At 52.9% G+C, this 17,291-nt stretch carries 18 protein-coding genes and 1 riboswitch; all 18 genes read right to left on the reverse strand.

What is annotated here, in order from left to right; all coding sequences use genetic code 11:
• Positions 1-228: 228 nt before the first annotated feature.
• Positions 229-1,743: a F0F1 ATP synthase subunit alpha gene (gene atpA, locus SNR34_RS28500; RefSeq protein WP_236413019.1), complete on the reverse strand. Its 1,515-nt coding sequence runs from the start codon at positions 1,741-1,743 to the stop codon at positions 229-231.
• A gap of 16 nt (positions 1,744-1,759) precedes the next feature.
• Positions 1,760-2,308: a F0F1 ATP synthase subunit delta gene (locus SNR34_RS28505; protein ID WP_236413021.1), complete on the reverse strand. Its 549-nt coding sequence runs from the start codon at positions 2,306-2,308 to the stop codon at positions 1,760-1,762.
• Positions 2,305-2,793, reverse strand: a complete 489-nt coding sequence (gene atpF / locus SNR34_RS28510) for a F0F1 ATP synthase subunit B (protein WP_236413022.1) — start codon at positions 2,791-2,793, stop codon at positions 2,305-2,307. The genes SNR34_RS28505 and atpF overlap by 4 nt, the downstream gene beginning before the upstream one ends.
• Positions 2,794-2,908: 115 nt before the next feature.
• Positions 2,909-3,133 carry a F0F1 ATP synthase subunit C gene (gene atpE, locus SNR34_RS28515; RefSeq protein WP_090903513.1) on the reverse strand — a complete coding sequence of 75 codons (225 nt, stop codon included), beginning with the start codon at positions 3,131-3,133 and terminating at the stop codon, positions 2,909-2,911.
• A 75-nt stretch (positions 3,134-3,208) separates the two neighbouring features.
• Complete coding sequence (atpB, locus tag SNR34_RS28520; RefSeq protein ID WP_236413023.1) at positions 3,209-4,027, reverse strand: F0F1 ATP synthase subunit A; 819 nt, start codon at positions 4,025-4,027, stop codon at positions 3,209-3,211.
• A 40-nt stretch (positions 4,028-4,067) separates the two neighbouring features.
• The gene (locus tag SNR34_RS28525; RefSeq protein WP_236413024.1) at positions 4,068-4,448 is read right to left on the reverse strand and encodes an ATP synthase subunit I; all 381 of its coding nucleotides are present in this window, start codon (positions 4,446-4,448) and stop codon (positions 4,068-4,070) included.
• The gene (locus tag SNR34_RS28530; RefSeq protein WP_236413025.1) at positions 4,441-4,695 is read right to left on the reverse strand and encodes an AtpZ/AtpI family protein; all 255 of its coding nucleotides are present in this window, start codon (positions 4,693-4,695) and stop codon (positions 4,441-4,443) included. The genes SNR34_RS28525 and SNR34_RS28530 overlap by 8 nt, the downstream gene beginning before the upstream one ends.
• A 187-nt stretch (positions 4,696-4,882) precedes the next feature.
• Positions 4,883-6,040 (reverse strand): non-hydrolyzing UDP-N-acetylglucosamine 2-epimerase, encoded by a 1,158-nt coding sequence (gene wecB / locus SNR34_RS28535; protein WP_236413026.1) that lies wholly within the window; start codon positions 6,038-6,040, stop codon positions 4,883-4,885.
• Between the two features lie 42 nt (positions 6,041-6,082).
• Complete coding sequence (gene upp / locus SNR34_RS28540; RefSeq protein ID WP_236413027.1) at positions 6,083-6,712, reverse strand: uracil phosphoribosyltransferase; 630 nt, start codon at positions 6,710-6,712, stop codon at positions 6,083-6,085.
• Between the two features lie 205 nt (positions 6,713-6,917).
• Entirely contained in the window at positions 6,918-8,168 is a 1,251-nt protein-coding gene (locus SNR34_RS28545) for a serine hydroxymethyltransferase (RefSeq protein ID WP_486182523.1), read from the reverse strand.
• A 30-nt stretch (positions 8,169-8,198) separates the two neighbouring features.
• On the reverse strand, positions 8,199-8,792 hold the full coding sequence (locus SNR34_RS28550; RefSeq protein WP_236413031.1) for a TIGR01440 family protein: 594 nt from the start codon (positions 8,790-8,792) through the stop codon (positions 8,199-8,201).
• A gap of 136 nt (positions 8,793-8,928) precedes the next feature.
• Positions 8,929-9,011: riboswitch (ZMP/ZTP riboswitch) on the reverse strand.
• Positions 9,012-9,130: 119 nt separating this feature from the next.
• Positions 9,131-9,703, reverse strand: coding sequence for a low molecular weight protein arginine phosphatase (locus SNR34_RS28555; protein WP_236413032.1), 573 nt, complete (start codon positions 9,701-9,703; stop codon positions 9,131-9,133).
• Positions 9,704-9,986: 283 nt separating this feature from the next.
• A complete protein-coding gene (locus tag SNR34_RS28560; RefSeq protein WP_236413035.1) occupies positions 9,987-10,547 on the reverse strand; it encodes a manganese efflux pump MntP in 561 nt (186 codons plus the stop codon).
• A 547-nt stretch (positions 10,548-11,094) separates the two neighbouring features.
• Positions 11,095-12,216 (reverse strand): L-threonylcarbamoyladenylate synthase, encoded by a 1,122-nt coding sequence (locus SNR34_RS28565; protein ID WP_486182524.1) that lies wholly within the window; start codon positions 12,214-12,216, stop codon positions 11,095-11,097.
• 564 nt (positions 12,217-12,780) lie between these two features.
• The gene (spoIIR, locus tag SNR34_RS28570) at positions 12,781-13,449 is read right to left on the reverse strand and encodes a stage II sporulation protein R (RefSeq protein ID WP_486180691.1); all 669 of its coding nucleotides are present in this window, start codon (positions 13,447-13,449) and stop codon (positions 12,781-12,783) included.
• A 170-nt stretch (positions 13,450-13,619) separates the two neighbouring features.
• Entirely contained in the window at positions 13,620-14,837 is a 1,218-nt protein-coding gene (locus SNR34_RS28575; protein WP_486180692.1) for an FtsW/RodA/SpoVE family cell cycle protein, read from the reverse strand.
• A 231-nt stretch (positions 14,838-15,068) separates the two neighbouring features.
• Entirely contained in the window at positions 15,069-16,307 is a 1,239-nt protein-coding gene (locus SNR34_RS28580) for an FtsW/RodA/SpoVE family cell cycle protein (RefSeq protein WP_236413041.1), read from the reverse strand.
• Positions 16,308-16,389: 82 nt separating this feature from the next.
• A complete protein-coding gene (gene prmC / locus SNR34_RS28585) occupies positions 16,390-17,277 on the reverse strand; it encodes a peptide chain release factor N(5)-glutamine methyltransferase (RefSeq protein ID WP_236413710.1) in 888 nt (295 codons plus the stop codon).
• Between the last annotated feature and the right edge of the window lie 14 nt (positions 17,278-17,291).

The raw sequence follows: 17,291 nt of genomic DNA on the forward strand, positions 1-17,291 counted from the left end.
TTAAAACTTTGGCAGAGCCAAAGTTACTTCGAAAGCATAAACTCAAGTTTTGACAGAGTCAAAACTACTTCGTAAGCATAAGCCTAACTTTGGCAGAGCCAAAGTTACTTCGAAAGCTTCAACATCAAGTTTTCACAGCGTCAAAACTTCTCATATGGACTACATATTGAAGTCGGTACACGCAGACATGCGGAATCGTAATATCAACTCCGCAGCTGCATTTCTATATTAGTGCGAGGCAGCGAAGCTTTTTCTGAATTGCTCGATCGCAGCTTTCAGAGCCGTTTCGTTGTCTGCAGTCAAATCTTTGTTGTCCACGATGGATTGGAGAATCTCAGGGTGCGAGCTCACCATAAACGCCAGGAATTCACGTTCGAAGCGAGTTACGTCGCCTGTAGGGATTTCATCCAGATATCCTTTAACCGCCGTATACAAGCTGACTACCTGTTGTTCTACAGGCAGAGGCTGGTTTACGCCTTGCTTCAGGATTTCCATCATGCGAGCACCACGATTCAGGCGAGCCTGCGTGGATTTATCCAGATCGGAGCCGAATTGGGAGAACGCCTGCAACTCGCGATATTGGGCGAGATCGAGACGCAGGGAACCTGCAACCTTTTTCATCGCCTTGATCTGAGCGGAACCGCCGACACGGGATACGGAAATACCCACGTTGATCGCCGGACGTTGTCCTGCGTTAAACAGATCGGACTCCAGGAAGATCTGACCGTCCGTAATCGAGATTACGTTGGTCGGGATATATGCGGATACGTCGGAAGCCTGTGTTTCAATGAATGGCAACGCGGTTAAAGAACCACCACCAAGCTCATCATTCAGCTTCGCAGCGCGCTCCAGCAAACGGGAGTGCAAGTAGAATACGTCACCCGGATAAGCCTCGCGGCCTGGAGGACGACGAAGCAGCAAGGACAACTCACGGTATGCTGCCGCTTGTTTGGTCAAGTCATCATATACAACGAGAACGTGCTCGCCTTTGTACATGAAGTACTCACCCATGGAACAACCGGAGTAAGGAGCGATGTACAGGAGCGGTGACGGATCGGAAGCCGATGCCGTTACAACGATCGTGTATTCCATTGCGCCTCTGCGACGCAGCGTTTCAACAACCTGCGCAACCGTAGATTGTTTTTGACCGATAGCAACGTAGATACATTTCATGCCGCTGCCTTTTTGGTTCAGGATCGCGTCGATCGCGATGGATGTTTTACCTGTTTGACGGTCACCAATGATCAACTCACGTTGACCGCGACCGATTGGAACCATAGCGTCAATCGCTTTGATCCCCGTTTGCATCGGCTCATGAACCGATTTACGATCCATTACGCCTGGTGCACGGCCTTCCACTGGACGGAATTCCGTCGTTGCGATTGGGCCTTTGCCATCCACCGGAATACCGAGCGGATTCACAACGCGTCCAATCAATGCCTCACCAACAGGCACTTGCATGATTTGACCTGTACGCTTAACTTGGTCACCTTCACGAATGTCGGAGTAAGGTCCCAGGATAACGACACCAACGTTGCTCTCTTCAACGTTCATGGCGAGACCCATTACGCCGCTTGGGAACTCAACCAACTCGTTGGACATGACGTTCTCAAGTCCGTATACACGGGCAATACCATCGCCGACCTCAATAACCGTACCTACTTCAACGACATCGATGTCGTTTTTGTATTGTTCGATCTGGCTTTTAATCAATGTACTGATTTCTTCTGGTTTGATACTCAAGTGTCCTCACCCCAATCTACTGTACTCGTCTATTAAAAGACTGCTCAAGACGTTCGAGCTTGCCAGACAAGCTGCCGTCATAGATCGTATCGCCAATGGCGACTTTCAATCCGCCCAAGAGGCTCGGATCAACGATATTTTCAATACGTACCTGTTTATTGACACGGCCGCCGAATTCGCGAGCAACCGCTTGTTTTTCTTCCTCATTCAGCGCATAAGTCGAGTATACGAGCGCATCGGCAATGCCCAGCGACTCTCCCTCGATCTTCACGTAATCACTCAGCAGAGCATCCAGCAAATCAACGCGTCCGCGCTCGATCAGGAGCAGGACAGTTCGCAGGACGGACTCAGACACTTTACCGTCAAGGCTGGCGTGCAGCGCATTCCGTTTTGCCTCATCCGAAATGTTAGGAGAAGAGATAAACTTGCCGATCTCCTTATCCCCGGTCAGTGCAACAACAACCGCCCGCAGCTCTTGCTCCGTTTCCAGCACGCGTTGTTGCTGCTGCGCCACTTCAAACAATGCTTTTGCATAACGTTTGGCAACAATCGTATCGCGGCTCATTTTCTGCCCCCTACCTCATTGAGGTATTGGTTCACAAGCTCTTCTTGTGCAGGACCGTTCTCAACTTCTTTTTTGATCAGTTTGGAAGCGATCTGTACCGAAGCAGAGCCCAGCTCGCTGCGCAATGCCGCAACCGCTTTGTTTTTCTCGCTTTCGATTTCACGCACTGCATCGTCTTTCAGGCGATTCGCTTCGGATTTGGCATCGGCCAAAATCGTTTCGGCTTGCTTGTTTCCGGTTTGTTTGGACTGCTCGATAATATCGTAAGCTTCTTTGCGCGCTTGTTCCAAAGCTTTCTTTTGTTCCTCAACATAGGCAAGAGCTTGATCACGAGTCTGCGCAGCCTCATTCATCTGCGTCATTACGAGTTCGCGACGTTTCTCCATGATGGAGAAAAGCGGGCCAAATGCATAACGGCTAAGCAGCCAATATAAAATAACAAAAGCGATGATCGCCAGAACTGTATTTTCCCATACGAAACTCAATCTGTTCACTCCTTCCTGGAGATATCCTCAGGCTGCATTTCCGGGTTTACGGACGCTACCTAAAAAGAAGGCGCGGATGGCTGTGGCCTTCCCCGCCAAACCTGCATTGATTTTATTAAGCCGCGCCGTAGAAAATGAACGCCAGAACCACACCGATGATCGGCAATACCTCGATCAAACCTACCCCGATAAACATTGTTGTTTGCAGCGTGGATTTCGCTTCTGGTTGACGAGCGATCCCTTCAACTGTTTTGCTGATTACCAAACCGTTACCGATACCTGCGCCAAGTGCGCCCAATCCTGCAACAATTGCTGCTGCCAATAATGCCATTGCTCCCATTTGTATATCCTCCTTAGAATAATCGTTAAATTTTATAGTTCAGTCCTGCAGGGCTAATCCGTTTGGACTTGAATCTTAATGTTCGTCATGAGACTCGACGGTCTGTGAAATATAAACCATCATCAGTACTACGAAGACAAATGCCTGAATGGCACCGATAAAGATACTGAAACCTTGCCATGCAGCCAACAGCGGGATTGCCGCAATTGCACCAATCCATTTGAAAGCCGTCAGTTTCATGATGGTTGAGATGAGAACCTCGCCCGCAAAGATGTTTGCGAACAAACGCATTCCGTGTGTCAACAGTTTGGATGCCGTCTCGATAATGTTAATCGGGAAGAACAACCAATGCGGCTGGAAGTAGTGTTTGAGATACGCTCTAGTATTTTTGAACAATCCCAGACCGTGAGCGATCACAAACGCAATAAGTGCCAGTCCCATCGTCACAGAAAGGTCTGCGGTCGGTGATTTCCACCAAGCAATCTCAATGTGAGGGTGAGCATTCGGATCTTTCTCATGCGCTTCGTTGAATGCTTCGACAGCACTTACGATCGGTTGACCCGCAATCTGTGCCTGACTTACATCAGTCATGCCAGTGACTACCCCAAAAGGAAGCCCAAGCATGTTACCCACAAAAATAAACATAATCATGGTTGTTGCCAGAGTAAGGAAATGCTGGCCCTTCTTCATGTCCATCGTACTCGAGATCAGGTTGCGAACAAACTCGATGGCCCATTCCAAAAAGTTCTGCATTTTACCTGGGTTGTCTACAGACAAGTTTCTTGTCGCCAGTTTACAAATGATAAAGACGATTAAGCTAGTCACCACCAGCATCAGTACAACCGACAAGTCCAGTCTGAATCCACCCAGATCAATAATGGGAGCTTCATGCATATTTTTCTCACCCCTTTCTCGCGTTCAATTCGGTTCAGTTCTATGATTCTGTGTTGCGGGATAAGATGATCCCTATAAATAGGAGGGAAAATTGCGCAAAGACGAGGCCACCCACGACCGCGTATGTATTGAAGTACTGCGGATACCGCATCGCCAGAAAAACACCGAGCACCGCAAGTGCCGCCCTTGTCAAAAATCCCAGATTTACCCTCTTCAAATTACCCCCAGCCGCATCTTCCGACATAATCCTCACTTTACGTCCGAGATAGGAAGCATTGATCCAGCTGATGCCTACGCCCAAAGCCAGTCCGACTGCGATCGTCTGGATGTCGGGAAACAATGCGGCAATCAGGAAACAGATCATGAGGATGGTCATAACGCACACTGTCATCCATTTGCGAAGTCTGGTTAGTTCACTCATCACTTTCCCCCATGAATTTTTTCGCGATAAAGTAGATGCTCACGCCGCCTGCCGCCAGAAAAAAGAGAACGCTTACGGCGGTCCATATTCCGGTAGTTCCAAAGGTCTTGTCTACCCAGGAGCCGACGAAATATCCGGCAACGGCGAGGACGGCAATCTCGATCCCAAAAGCTGTCACGAGCCCCATCGCTTTCCACACGTTATCATCATGGTTACGGGATGAATTTGGTTTGTTCGAATCGGCCATTTTCCACGCCACCCTTGCAATCCCAGTTAATTTTACTGAATGATGAGAGTCTTTGTCAATTGAATGATTTTAGCGTTTTAAAGGGTAAAACGACGGATTTATAAGCCCTCAAAAGCCCATAAACCCGCGTAAACCGTACAGTTTAACTGTATGCTGTACCCTTCGTGAATCGAACAAAAAAAGTAAATTATTTTTTGAATTTTCTGTGAAATGATTCCGGTCTTTCGTCTTTCCTGCCAAAATGGTGCAAAATCGCATTGACAATTCTTTCCGAAGCCTGTCCGTCACCGTACGGATTAGCAGCCTGACTCATGCTTTCATAGAGTGTATCGTCCGTTAGCAAAGCCCGTGTCCGTTCATAAACGCGTTCCTCACTCGTCCCGACAAGCTCCAGGGTGCCAGCTTCGATGCCCTCGGGACGCTCCGTCGTATCCCGAAGAACAAGGACAGGCACGCCAAACGAAGGCGCTTCTTCCTGCAAACCGCCTGAATCGGTCAAAATCAAGTGAGTATGCGGGTAAAAGTTATGCAAATCCACTACGTCTAGCGGATCAATAAGTTTAATTCGGGGATGATCTCCCAAAATTTCGTGAGCCGGCTCCTTCACAGCAGGACTTGGATGCACCGGGTACACGATGGCAATATCTTCGAACTCGTCGGCAATCCGTTTGACGGCCCGGAAAATGTTGCGGTGAGGCTCGCCTTGGGATTCACGGCGGTGAGCTGTCATCAGCACAAGGCGTTTGCCTTGAGCCCAATCAAGTACCGGATGTGTATAACCCTGCCGTACTGTATATTGAAACACATCCGTGATCGTATTGCCTGTGACGTAGGTACTAGACTCCGGTTTATTTTCTTTGGCGAGGTTCGAGGCAGACCAGTCCGTCGGCGCAAAATGCATATCTGCCAATACGCCCGTAAGCTGACGGTTCATCTCTTCGGGATATGGAGAAAGCTTGTTCCATGTCCGAAGCCCAGCTTCCACGTGCCCCACTTGAATCTGCTGCATGAAAGCGGCATAACTGGCCAGGAACGTCGTCAGCGTATCCCCATGAACCAATACGATATCCGGTTTCGCTTCGCGAAGTACAGGTTCGAGCCCTTGCAATACGCGGATGCTGATTTCGTTCAACGTCTGACGTTCTTTCATGACATCCAGATCGTAGTCCGGTTTAATGTTGAACACCTCGAGAACCTGATCCAGCATCTGGCGATGCTGTGCCGTTACGCACACGATCGACTCGATCGATTCAGGATACTTCTGCAGTTCCAAAATGAGCGGAGCCATTTTGATCGCTTCCGGCCGCACGCCGAAAATCGTCATTACTTTGATTTTGTTGGACATTCGAGCAAAGCCCCTTTTCTACTACCGCACAGAGACGTGCGCTTATTTTGTGCCGTACAGGCGGTCTCCTGCATCTCCCAGTCCGGGAACGATGTATCCATGGTCATTCAGGCACTCGTCCAATGCAGCCACGTAAATGTCTACATCCGGGTGAGCATCATGAACAGCCTTTACGCCTTCCGGTGCTGCTACAAGGTTCATCATTTTGATTTGGGTGCAGCCGCGCTTTTTGAGCACGTCAATCGCAGCGATGGCCGATCCGCCGGTGGCCAGCATCGGGTCGATCACGATCAACTCGCGTTCCGTCACATCCGTAGGCAGTTTGGTGTAGTATTCGACAGGCTGCAGCGTTTCCGGGTCACGGAACAAGCCGACATGGCCAACCTTCGCTGCAGGCAGCAATTTCACGACGCCATCCAGCATACCCAGGCCTGCGCGCAGGATCGGCACCAGTCCGAGCATGCGGCCCGAAATCACTTTTCCTTTCGTTTGGGCAACAGGAGTCTGAACGTCGATCGATTCCAACGGAATCTCTCTCGTAATCTCGTAGGCCATCAATGTGGCTACCTCGTCCACGAGTTCGCGGAAATCTTTCGTATTTGTACGCATGTCGCGAATAAACGTCAGTTTGTGTTGAATCAAAGGATGATCACATATTACCAATTTTCGCATCTTAATTTGTCCCTCCGGTAAGTTCTTCAATGTACAGCTTATCCAATATCGCCTGACGATCATTCATCCGGCCCGATAAATCCTGTATATTATATCATCACCCACACCGAATTACACCCTCCAAGGACATCGAATCATTACAGAAAAACGAATCCTACAAAAACAGGACCGGAAACATAGTGTCCGGTCCTTGAAGAAGTAAATTCTAGTATTTCAGGTCAGTGTACAGCGGGAATTTGTCGGTCAGCTTCGTTACTTCGCTGCGCGCTTCATCCAGAATCGCTGTATCTTTCGGGTTTTTCAACGTTTTGGCAATGATTTTACCGATCGCAACCATCGCTTCCTCATCCATGCCGCGCGACGTTGCCGCAGGCGTACCGATCCGGATGCCGCTTGTGATGAACGGGCTGGTCGGATCGAAAGGAATGGCGTTTTTGTTGACGGTGATACCAATGGAATCGAGCACATGCTCCGCGTCTTTACCAGTAATGTTCACGCTGCGAGTGTCGATGAGCATCAAGTGGTTGTCCGTACCGCCGGAAACGATGTTCAAGCCTTCGCTGATGAGCGTTTCAGCCAGAACTTGCGCATTTTTCACGACGTTTTGAGCATATGTTTTGAAAGAAGGCTGCAATGCTTCGCCAAGGGCTACCGCTTTGGATGCGATGACGTGCATCAGCGGCCCGCCTTGGGAACCAGGGAATACGGCTTTGTCGATCGCCGCTGCCCACGATTTGCGGCACAGAATCATACCGCCGCGAGGTCCGCGCAGCGTTTTGTGCGTCGTTGTCGTTACGAAATGAGCATGCGGAACCGGGCTTGGATGCAATCCGGCAGCCACAAGGCCAGCGATGTGAGCCATGTCGACCATGAACAACGCGCCTACATCATTGGCGATGGCGGCAAGCTTTTCGAAATCGATCGTGCGCGGATATGCACTTGCACCGGCAACGATCAGGCGGGGACGATGTTTGAATGCCGCTTTGCGAACTTCGTCGTAATCAATCATGAACGTGTCTTCCTGTACGCCGTAAGCCACGAAATTGTACAACAGACCGGATGCATTGACCGGGCTGCCGTGCGTCAAGTGTCCGCCATGGGCCAGGTTCATGCCGAGCACGGTGTCACCTGGTTTCAGCGCTGCCAAATATACCGCCATGTTCGCTTGTGCACCGGAATGGGGCTGTACGTTAACATGCTCCGCACCAAACAGCTCTTTTGCGCGATCGCGCGCGATATCCTCAACGATATCCACGTGTTCGCATCCGCCATAGTAGCGTTTGCCCGGATATCCTTCGGCATATTTGTTCGTCAGTACAGAACCCATCGCTTCAATTACCGCTTCGCTGACGATGTTCTCGGATGCGATCAGCTCGATGTTGTTGCGTTGACGTTTCAATTCGAGATTCATCGCTTCCAGTACTGCCGGGTCACTCTTGCGCAATTGTTCCATGATTAAATTCCTCCCGTTTATAAATGAAGTTAGTCAGTCACAAAATGTTGAATCAAGCTCTTCGTCCAAACGATACACCGCGCGTTCCCCGCCGATGAGTTTGGGCCGGGTCAACGCGGCCGTTACCCGCGCTTCGCCGATATAGCGAAGAGTCGTGCGAAAAGGTACTGCAACATGGCGCAAATGCATGCCAATCATCGTTTCTCCGATGTCCACCCCCGCATGGGCCTGCACATGTTCAGCCAGACATGGTTTCGCCAGCGAGCGATAGGCCGCGGCTGCCATGGAGCCGCCTGCCTTTGGCACCGGAACGGCTCCCACCTCGGTCAATCCAAGGCGCGTCAACACCGAACGTTCCATGACCAGAGCACGATTCAAATGCTCGCAGCACTGAAACGCCGTGTCGAAACCGAATTCCTGTTGTACCTCGCGAATACCGTCAAGCAGCTGCTGGGCAACTTCAAAGGCACCGCCCGTACCAATCCGTTTGCCTGCAACCTCGCTTGTGCTGGTACCGATCACCACGATCTGCCCAGGCCCAAGCTTGCCCGCAATCGCCAGTTCACGCAACACCGCTGCGGTCTGCTCCTGCAATCCGGGTTGATGCGAATCCAACTCCGTTGTCATCCTATCGCCTCCCGATTAAATCATGCCCTTCTTCCTCTGGATTGTCTCGCATGCATGCGTGGCATTTCAGGTACCATTATAGCGAATAAACGGACGAAATACGAAAAAAGAGCAGTCTGCGGGTATCGCAGAATTGCTCTTTTGCCCAGGCGACCGGCCGTTTGTTCTGGTGCTCCACCGTGGTTAAACCCACTTTTGTCGCCAGTTACACCAGATCCCTGTTTTCCATTTCATCATAAATCAACCCGCGCTTAAAATCAACGGGAAATTTACACTCGATGTCCTGTTTGACAATGTCATCCCATCTTGACGAACAACAGCCTTATGCTCTGCAGACGCTATTCCAGTTTGTCCAGCAATCGGTCCAGCGCGGTGCGAATTTCAGCTGCGGCCACATTGTAATCATCCCGGCTCCCGCCGAACGGGTCGGAGATGTCAAAGCTCGGGATACGTTGACGAATCTCGATGGCACGCTCGCGCTCGTCTGCTGAAATTTCCTGGCCGAGCGCTCGTTTCATCTCCAGCGTGGCGAACAGGCTGTCCAGTTCCTGCAAGTCGTTCATAACCTGTTCATCGTCTTCCACGTACTCTTTCAGCGTATACGTTTTGTGGACCGAGTCTGGAAACACTTGAATAACATGCTGCTTGTGCCCTCTGGTCAGCGTAAGCACAAGATCCGCCCATTCGATCAGATCGGCATTCAGCTGCGTGGAGTGTTCGGGGCCGCGGACGTCATGATCCCGCAAAACCGCTTCCGCATGATGGGAAATCGGCATACCCGTCGTCGCCGCAACCCCGGCGGAACGCACCTCCACCTCGATCCCCCGATCGGCTGCCAGCTTGCGCATCAGTCCTTCAGCCATGGGGCTGCGGCATGTATTTCCGGTGCATACAAACAAAATATGTTTCATCGTGCAAGCCTCCCCATTTAAAATGATGTCCATATATGAATAACGCCATAAATCCCGTAAAAAACGCTAACGAAGCGTTTTTTTGCACAGGCGAACTTCGTTTAACCGTTTGTTGCTTGAAATATCGGCTTTCACATGCAGTACTCGGATGCTTTATGAAACTATGGACCAAGCATCCATCGATATATTTTCATATTCGAATAAACCGGACCCGTTCTATCGATGCTTTCTTGCTATTATAGGATGGTTAAGCCCTGTTGAAAACATGTACACCGCACAACGTTCAGAAAATAAAGAGCAGCCCGAAAGCTAACAAGATCGCTCCCCCGACAGCCTCGCCGTAATCGCCAAGATTTTGACTGACACGCCGTCCGAGCAAAAGGCCCATGATGGACATCACGCCGCCGCAAATCCCGAATGCCAGCACGGTGAGCAACAAATTGCTGCTAAACATGCCCAGCGATACCCCAACCGAGAACGAGTCTATGCTTACGCTGAACGAGAATAACGTGACCCCCAGCATGGTACGGTGATCAACCAGCTTGGTATCCCCTTCGCGAAAGGCGTTCCAAATCATATGCCCACCTAGCAAGATAAGCAAACCACCCGCCGCATATGTCGTGATATCCCCCAACAGGGCACTGACGTATTTGCCCGTCACCATGCCGATCAATGGCATGATGACGTGAAACAAGGCCGTCACCGTGCTGATCTTCAGCACATCCCGCAACCGTATGCCTTTCATGCCGATGCCGATCCCCAGAGAAAAGGCATCCAGCCCAAGAGCCACAGCCATGATCAAAATGGTTACCAGCTGCCCCACATGGGCAGATACATCCCACATTCCCATTCCCCCATGTCCCGTAAAGATTCTTGTACACGATATGCGGACAAGGCCATAAACATGACCAGGGATAATAAGAGGCTGCCGGAAACCCGGCAGCGTCGGGCCAAACGATTCGCTTTATCGCCGTTCGGGCAAGGAATGGGCGGATGGAGGATGTAATCAGGGTGCTGACGAACATCAGCAGTCTTATTTCATCAAAATGATGACCGTTCCAATTCTAACGAGCTTCAGTAACGTTATTTCGCTGAAAGTGGCCTTCTACACGCCATTTCATATCCCGTAGCGTGCCTCAGGTTCGCTGCACAATCACGAGCGCTATTTCGCGCCAAATAACGTGACCAGGGTTCGTTAGAGCTGGACGGGACGTAACGGGGTGCGGCAGACCGACCGGGCAGGCGCAGAACAAAGCGTAGTGCATGCCCTGTAAGCACGGGCGAGGTCGAGGCGACTGGAGGTGATGCGTCTGACCGGGCATGCTGCGGTGGAGCCGCGAAAGCGCGGTGCGGCGCACCCGAGCATAGCGCCGCGGGCCGCTCCCGGCGGGTCATCCGACCTGAATCAGTCGGTGGCTCGCCGCCTTGAGCAGCCGATTCATGACGGCTGCGCCAAGCCCTTCGCGCGAGCAGGCTTCCGCCACAATATACGTGGCGCCCTGCTCATCGCAGCTGCGCAGCGCGGCGTACAGCCTGCGCGCAGCTTCCTCCAGCTCGCTGGCTTCGCCCAGCGAGAACACTGCGTCGGCGCGGTACTGCTCCGCGTGCTCGGCGAACGCCAGCACTGCGGTGCGCTCCCCGCGCTGCGCCGCCTCCGCGAGGGCGGCGCCGATCCAGGCCGCCACCGCATCAGGCGGCCCCTCCACCACGCACAGCGCGCCAACGGGCGCATAGTGCGTGTACTTCACGCCCGGCGAGCGCGGCGCCGGGCGATCGTCGCCGCCGGGCCCTTCGGCCAGCAGGCCCGGGTCCGTGGCGACGCGGGCGGCCACGGCGGACAGCTGCTCCGCCGTGATGCCGCCAGGGCGCAGGATGGTGACGGTACCGTCGTCACCGGCCTGCACCACCGTGGACTCGACGCCCACCCCTGTGGGGCCGCCGTCCACAATGCCGCCGATGCGGCCAGCCAGGTCCTCGCGCACATGTGACGCGAGCGTAGGGCTTGGCCGCCCCGAGCGGTTGGCGCTTGGCGCGGCGACCGGGCAATCCGCCGCCGCGATCAGCTGCAGCGCAACCGGATGGTCCGGCATGCGCACGCCCACTGTATCCAATCCGGCGGTGACGCGAGGCGATACCGCGCCTTCTCTAACAGGCAGCACCAGCGTAAGCGGTCCAGGCCAAAACGCATCCATCAGCGCTTCCGCAGTGGCATTGACCTCCGTCACCAGCGGATCCAGCTGGTCCCGGCGGGCAATATGCACGATCAGCGGGTTGTCGGAAGGCCGGCCCTTGGCGGCGAATACGGCTTCCACCGCTGCCGTGCTGCGCGCATCTGCACCGAGACCGTACACCGTTTCGGTCGGGAAGGCAACGGTTTCCCCTTGACGTAGGCAGGCTGCGGCAGCCTGCAAGTCGGCGAGCGCCTGCTGCCTTGCAGAAGCGCTCTCCCTTTTTCCATCCCCATCTTCCGGGTTGATCAGCACCTTCACGTCCCAAATGACCGTATCCTTCATCGGCTGGCCTTGTTGAAAACCAACGCCCGCCTCTCCTGCATTTCCATTCGTGTTGCTTAACGGCTGCATCGCTTCTTGTTCTCTGTTCATCTATTCATCATTCCCAAACGTTCATAGTAGGTTATGTTCGCTCGCACGGATACTATATAAACCGCACTATCAATCACACAAGGCCACTGCGAGTGCAGTACGATCTTCCGATCGCTCTTATCCCCAGATTTTTTCGAATCCTCTTTCTTTAAGGGAAAATCCGGTGATAAATACGCACGCCTCGCTTCTTCAGATTGGTTCTGCCTCTCCGTTAGCGTGTGTATGTTTTTGTGGTTTATATAGTTATACGCCACCAGCGCTCGAACAAACATCAATACATTAGTATTTATCCTTCTTCGTTGCAAACGCAAGATATTCGTCAGGTTCCTTCCTGCAACAAATATGGTAACAGCGTCGTTCCCCAATTATAACACATCCCTGCTGCTCCCGGACGGGCTCGCTGCCGCGGCAGCATGCCGTAAAAAAAGGACAGTGCCCACTTTGGAGACCGTCCTGGTTGAATCGATATGAACATCAAGCAAACCATCCGGTTACCCAGCTCCAGACATTGACCGCCAAATCCCACAAGAAGAAGCGCGCTTCCGGAGCAGCGTCCTGAACAGACGCGGCGGTTTTAGCAGCTCCAGGCTCGGCAGCAGCGGCGGCAGACGCCGTCGTCGGCTTGGCCAACGCATCGCCCGTACCTGCATCGATGAAGCACAGCGGCGGAAAAAGAACGCACCACCAATTTTGCCCCTCGCCTTTACCCAGTGTTACGCGCACTGCCTCATAATCCCCGGCGGGATATACGGTACCCCCATACAGTTTGGTGGGAAAAGGAACCACCCCAAGCTCCACCTGATAATCGTAGTTCAGCCCGCGACTCTTAAGCTCCGCTCCCACCAACGCCTCCAGCTCGGGCAAATGGCGACGGATGACAGCACGCGCATCCTCGATGCTCTGCGGGTTGTCCAGCTCCGATACCCACTGATCCATCTGGGCAACGACAGCATCGCGAATCTCGCGTTTCACGAGCTGGTCTCCGGCGGAATCCGAGTTGGCCAAAATGCGCAAACGGATCGATTGCTCCGGAATGTTCGCGGCCGCTACGGCTGCATCCGTTTTCTGTCCTTCCCACATCATAATTACCATCATAAGACAGGCTATAATAAGTCCAATTTGTTTCACGAATCGTCTGCTCATCCCATTCTCCCCCTTGGCTCCCGTAGTCATGTTCCCTGCAACTCTCTCATGTCTATCAGTATGCCCGGGGGAGACGAAAGTAAACCTATTAAATTCACGAATCTAGCAATATTGCAAAATATATATATTCCGGCGCTTTCTCCCGTACGTTTGAACCAACCACGTCCGGATCATCCCGTCATCTTGCCTGTTCCCATCCTGCCTTTTAACCGGCCCCACAATCCGCTCCTCTGTTCCGCAAAACCAAAATCATCGTCCTCTTCATGCCCGTACAGCTTGATGCTCATCACAAATCCGATGCACGCCATATTGATCAGCAGCGACGTCCCGCCGTAACTGATGAAAGGCAGCGTAATTCCCGTTAACGGCATCAGGCCGAGGAATGCGCCGATATTTTCATAAACCTGATACAGCAGCATGCCGATCACGCCCACAATGATGACAGGTCCGGTCCGATCCTTGCATTCAAGCGCGATCAGCACCATCCGGTGGATCAGGATAAAGTAGAGCAGAAGCAGCACCGAACCGCCAACGAAGCCGAACTCCTCGGCAATGACCACGAAAATGGAATCCGAATACGTATAGGGCACCCTTCCGCTTTGAACCGAAGTTCCTTGAAGGTACCCCTTCCCGGTAATGCCGCCCGATCCGATCGCAAGCCCGGCGTTTTTCGTATGCCAGGAAGCCTTCGCCGTCGCTTTCTCCGGTACGAGCCATGGATCGATCCGCTCTGCCCAATGCTCCCGATCCGCCGCTTCCAAAAACGTATAAATCTCATCATGGTATGTCGTATACGCCTGTACAAAGCCAAATATTGAACCCCCTATGATCGCCAAACCGATCAGAGCGTGAGACAGCTTGATATTCCCGATCCAAAGCACGGCCGCCAAAATAACAACGTAACCAAGCGCGTTGCCCAGATCGTTCTGAGCCATGACCAAAGCAAACGGCAGGAACGTCCACAATCCGATGGGAACGACATCCCGCCAGAAGCCAAGCGGCCGTTTCGTCCTGATCAGCAGGAGTTTGGCCAGAAACAAAATCAGCACCAGCTTAAAAAGCTCCGCAGGTTGAAGGGAGAACGATCCGATCTGCAACCACCCATTGGCATTGTTGATGGCATTCCCGACAAAATGAACGAGGATCAGCAACATAATACCGACCCAGTAAATCCAGAACGCATACTTGATGAACAGCTTATAGTTAACCAGACCAATACCGAACACGGCTGCGAAACCAGCGACATAAAATAACAGTGTCTTTATATGATGGCGTCCCAGTTCCGGACTTGCCTGCACAGCGCTGTATACCGTAACCACGCTAAATATCATCAGCAGGAACAGCACGAACAGAATAACGCCATCCATCTTCTTCAACAAGCTCCACATGCCGTTGCTCCCCCTCGACCTTTACGCGATACAAACGGAATAGGCATCAAGAAATTTTTCCCAGATGCAACACTATTATATCCAATACAATGAACAAATGGAAATAACCCCGAAAGAACGAGCGGATGACTCCACTTCTTCTTTCGGGGTTATTTTCGTGATTGCATATTCCGTGAAGATAGGGCGATCCCACGGTGGCTTGACGTTCAGAAGATCACCTTAAGCCTGTCATCAGGCAAGATCCCCTTGCTCTTCCTCGGATTGCGGCCGCTTCCGCTTGAACAGCTTCACAAACAGTTCGCTGATGGTTGGCTGCTCCGTCGTGCCGAGAATGTCTTCATTCTCCTCGGTATGCACCTTGATGCTCATAGCGATCCCCATACTAAGCATATTCAACATAAGCGAAGTACCCCCGGAACTGATAAACGGCAGCGTGATGCCCGTCAACGGCATCAGACCGATAAACGGACCGATGTTAACGAAGATCTGGTAGAGCAGCATCGCAATAATGCCCACAATGAGATAAGGTCCGGCTCGATCCTTACACTCCAGTGCAATCAGTACAAGACGGTGAATGAGAATAAAGTATAACAAGAGCAGTACGGACGCTCCGACAAAACCGAATTCCTCGCCGATCTGTACAAAGATGGAATCCGCATAAGCCAGAGGCACGCGATTCGATTGAATGGTCGTGCCTTGCATATATCCTTTACCAGTAATGCCGCCCGAGCCGATAGCCAGCTTGGCATTATACGTTTGCCACAAGACGTCCCGTGACGTCTGGTCCGGCACAAGCCAAGGATCGAAGCGGTCTGCCCAGTGCGATCGGCCGATATCCTTCAGAAACTTGACGATTTCGTCGTGGTAATGGATATAAGCCTGGGTCCCGCCGATAAAAGCAGCAACCGCAATGACGAATCCGATCAACGCATGCGTAAACTTAATGTTGCCGATCCAGAGCAATCCGATCAGGATGACCACGTAGCTGAGTGCATTCCCCAAGTCATTTTGCAGCAGAACCAGCAGCAACGGCGGTAATACGCACAAGGATACCGGAATGACATCCCTGCCGAAATACAGCCGCCGATTCGGCTTTCGCGCCAGCAGCGCTGACAGAAACACGATCAGGCAGAGCTTGAACAGCTCGGCAGGCTGCAAACTGACACCAAATACAGACAACCAACCTTTGGCACCATAGTACTCCTTACCGAAGAAAGTAACGATGACCAGCAAAGCCATGCCGGCACCGTAAATGTACAAGTAATTTTTGATAATGAAGTTGTAGTTAATCATCGAGATGCCAAAAAAGACGACAAAACCCAAAATGTAAAACATCACGGCACCCTTGGTGAGTGATTCAAGTTTAGGCCGGCCAAACGTTGTACTGTAGATGGATAAGATACTTATCGCCATCAGAACCAGCAATATAAAGACGATCGTGTAATCAATTTTTTTAAATTTATCGAGCATGCGTTACGTTCCCCCAAATATCGACAATCTTCGGTATATCCATTGTAGAGGATTTCGCGGCAAAAAGAAAACCCGCCGAATCTTACACTTCTGTCACCGGTTCCGAAGCGCGAATTCCGAGGACGTGACGTTCGATGCCGGCAAGGTCCGGCACGATGACGATTTCCGGCCAGTGTCCGGCAGCCTCCAGCATGGCTGCAATGTCGCGCGCCTGCCCTTGGCCAAGCTCAAAGCCGATCACCTGCGGCGGCGCGGGCAGCAGCGCGAGCTGCCGCAGCATGATCCGGTACGGCGCAAGCCCGTCCGGCCCGCCGTCCAGCGCGGTGCGCGGCTCATGGTCGCGCACCTCCGGCTGCAGCCCGGCGATATCCTCCGCCGGGATATAAGGCGGGTTGGACACCAGGATGTCCAGCCGCTCCCCCGCGAACGGGGCCAGCAGATCGCCTTCACGGAAGTCGATCCGCACGCCGTTCGCCGCCGCGTTCCGCGCGGCCACTTGCAGCGCCGCCGCCGAGATGTCCCCGGCGGCTACCTGCCAGCGCGGGCGCTGCGCGGCCATCGTCACCGCGATGGCCCCGCTGCCCGTGCCGACGTCGACGGCGCGCACCGCGTCGCCGGCGGCAAACACGCGGTCGGCCGCGCGCAGCACGGCTTCGACCAGCAGCTCGGTCTCCGGCCGCGGAATCAGCACGGCCGGCGTGACCTCGAACGGCAGCCCGTAAAACTCCTGGCTGCCGATGATGTATTGCGCAGGCTCGCCCGCGGCCTTGCGCGTCACGGCCGTTTCCCAGCGGCTGCGCAGCTCGCCGGGGAACGGCTCCGGCAGCTTCATGTAGTACGCGGCCCCTTCGAGGCCGAGTACATGCTCCAGCAGCAGCCGGGCGTTATTGTGCGGCTCTGTCACGCCGCACTTCTCCAAAAAAGAGGAAGCCTCCACGAAGGCTTCCCGGCAGCTCTGCTCCGGCGTCATCACGAATTTCGCCT

Source organism: Paenibacillus sp. XP01, from assembly GCF_057364885.1.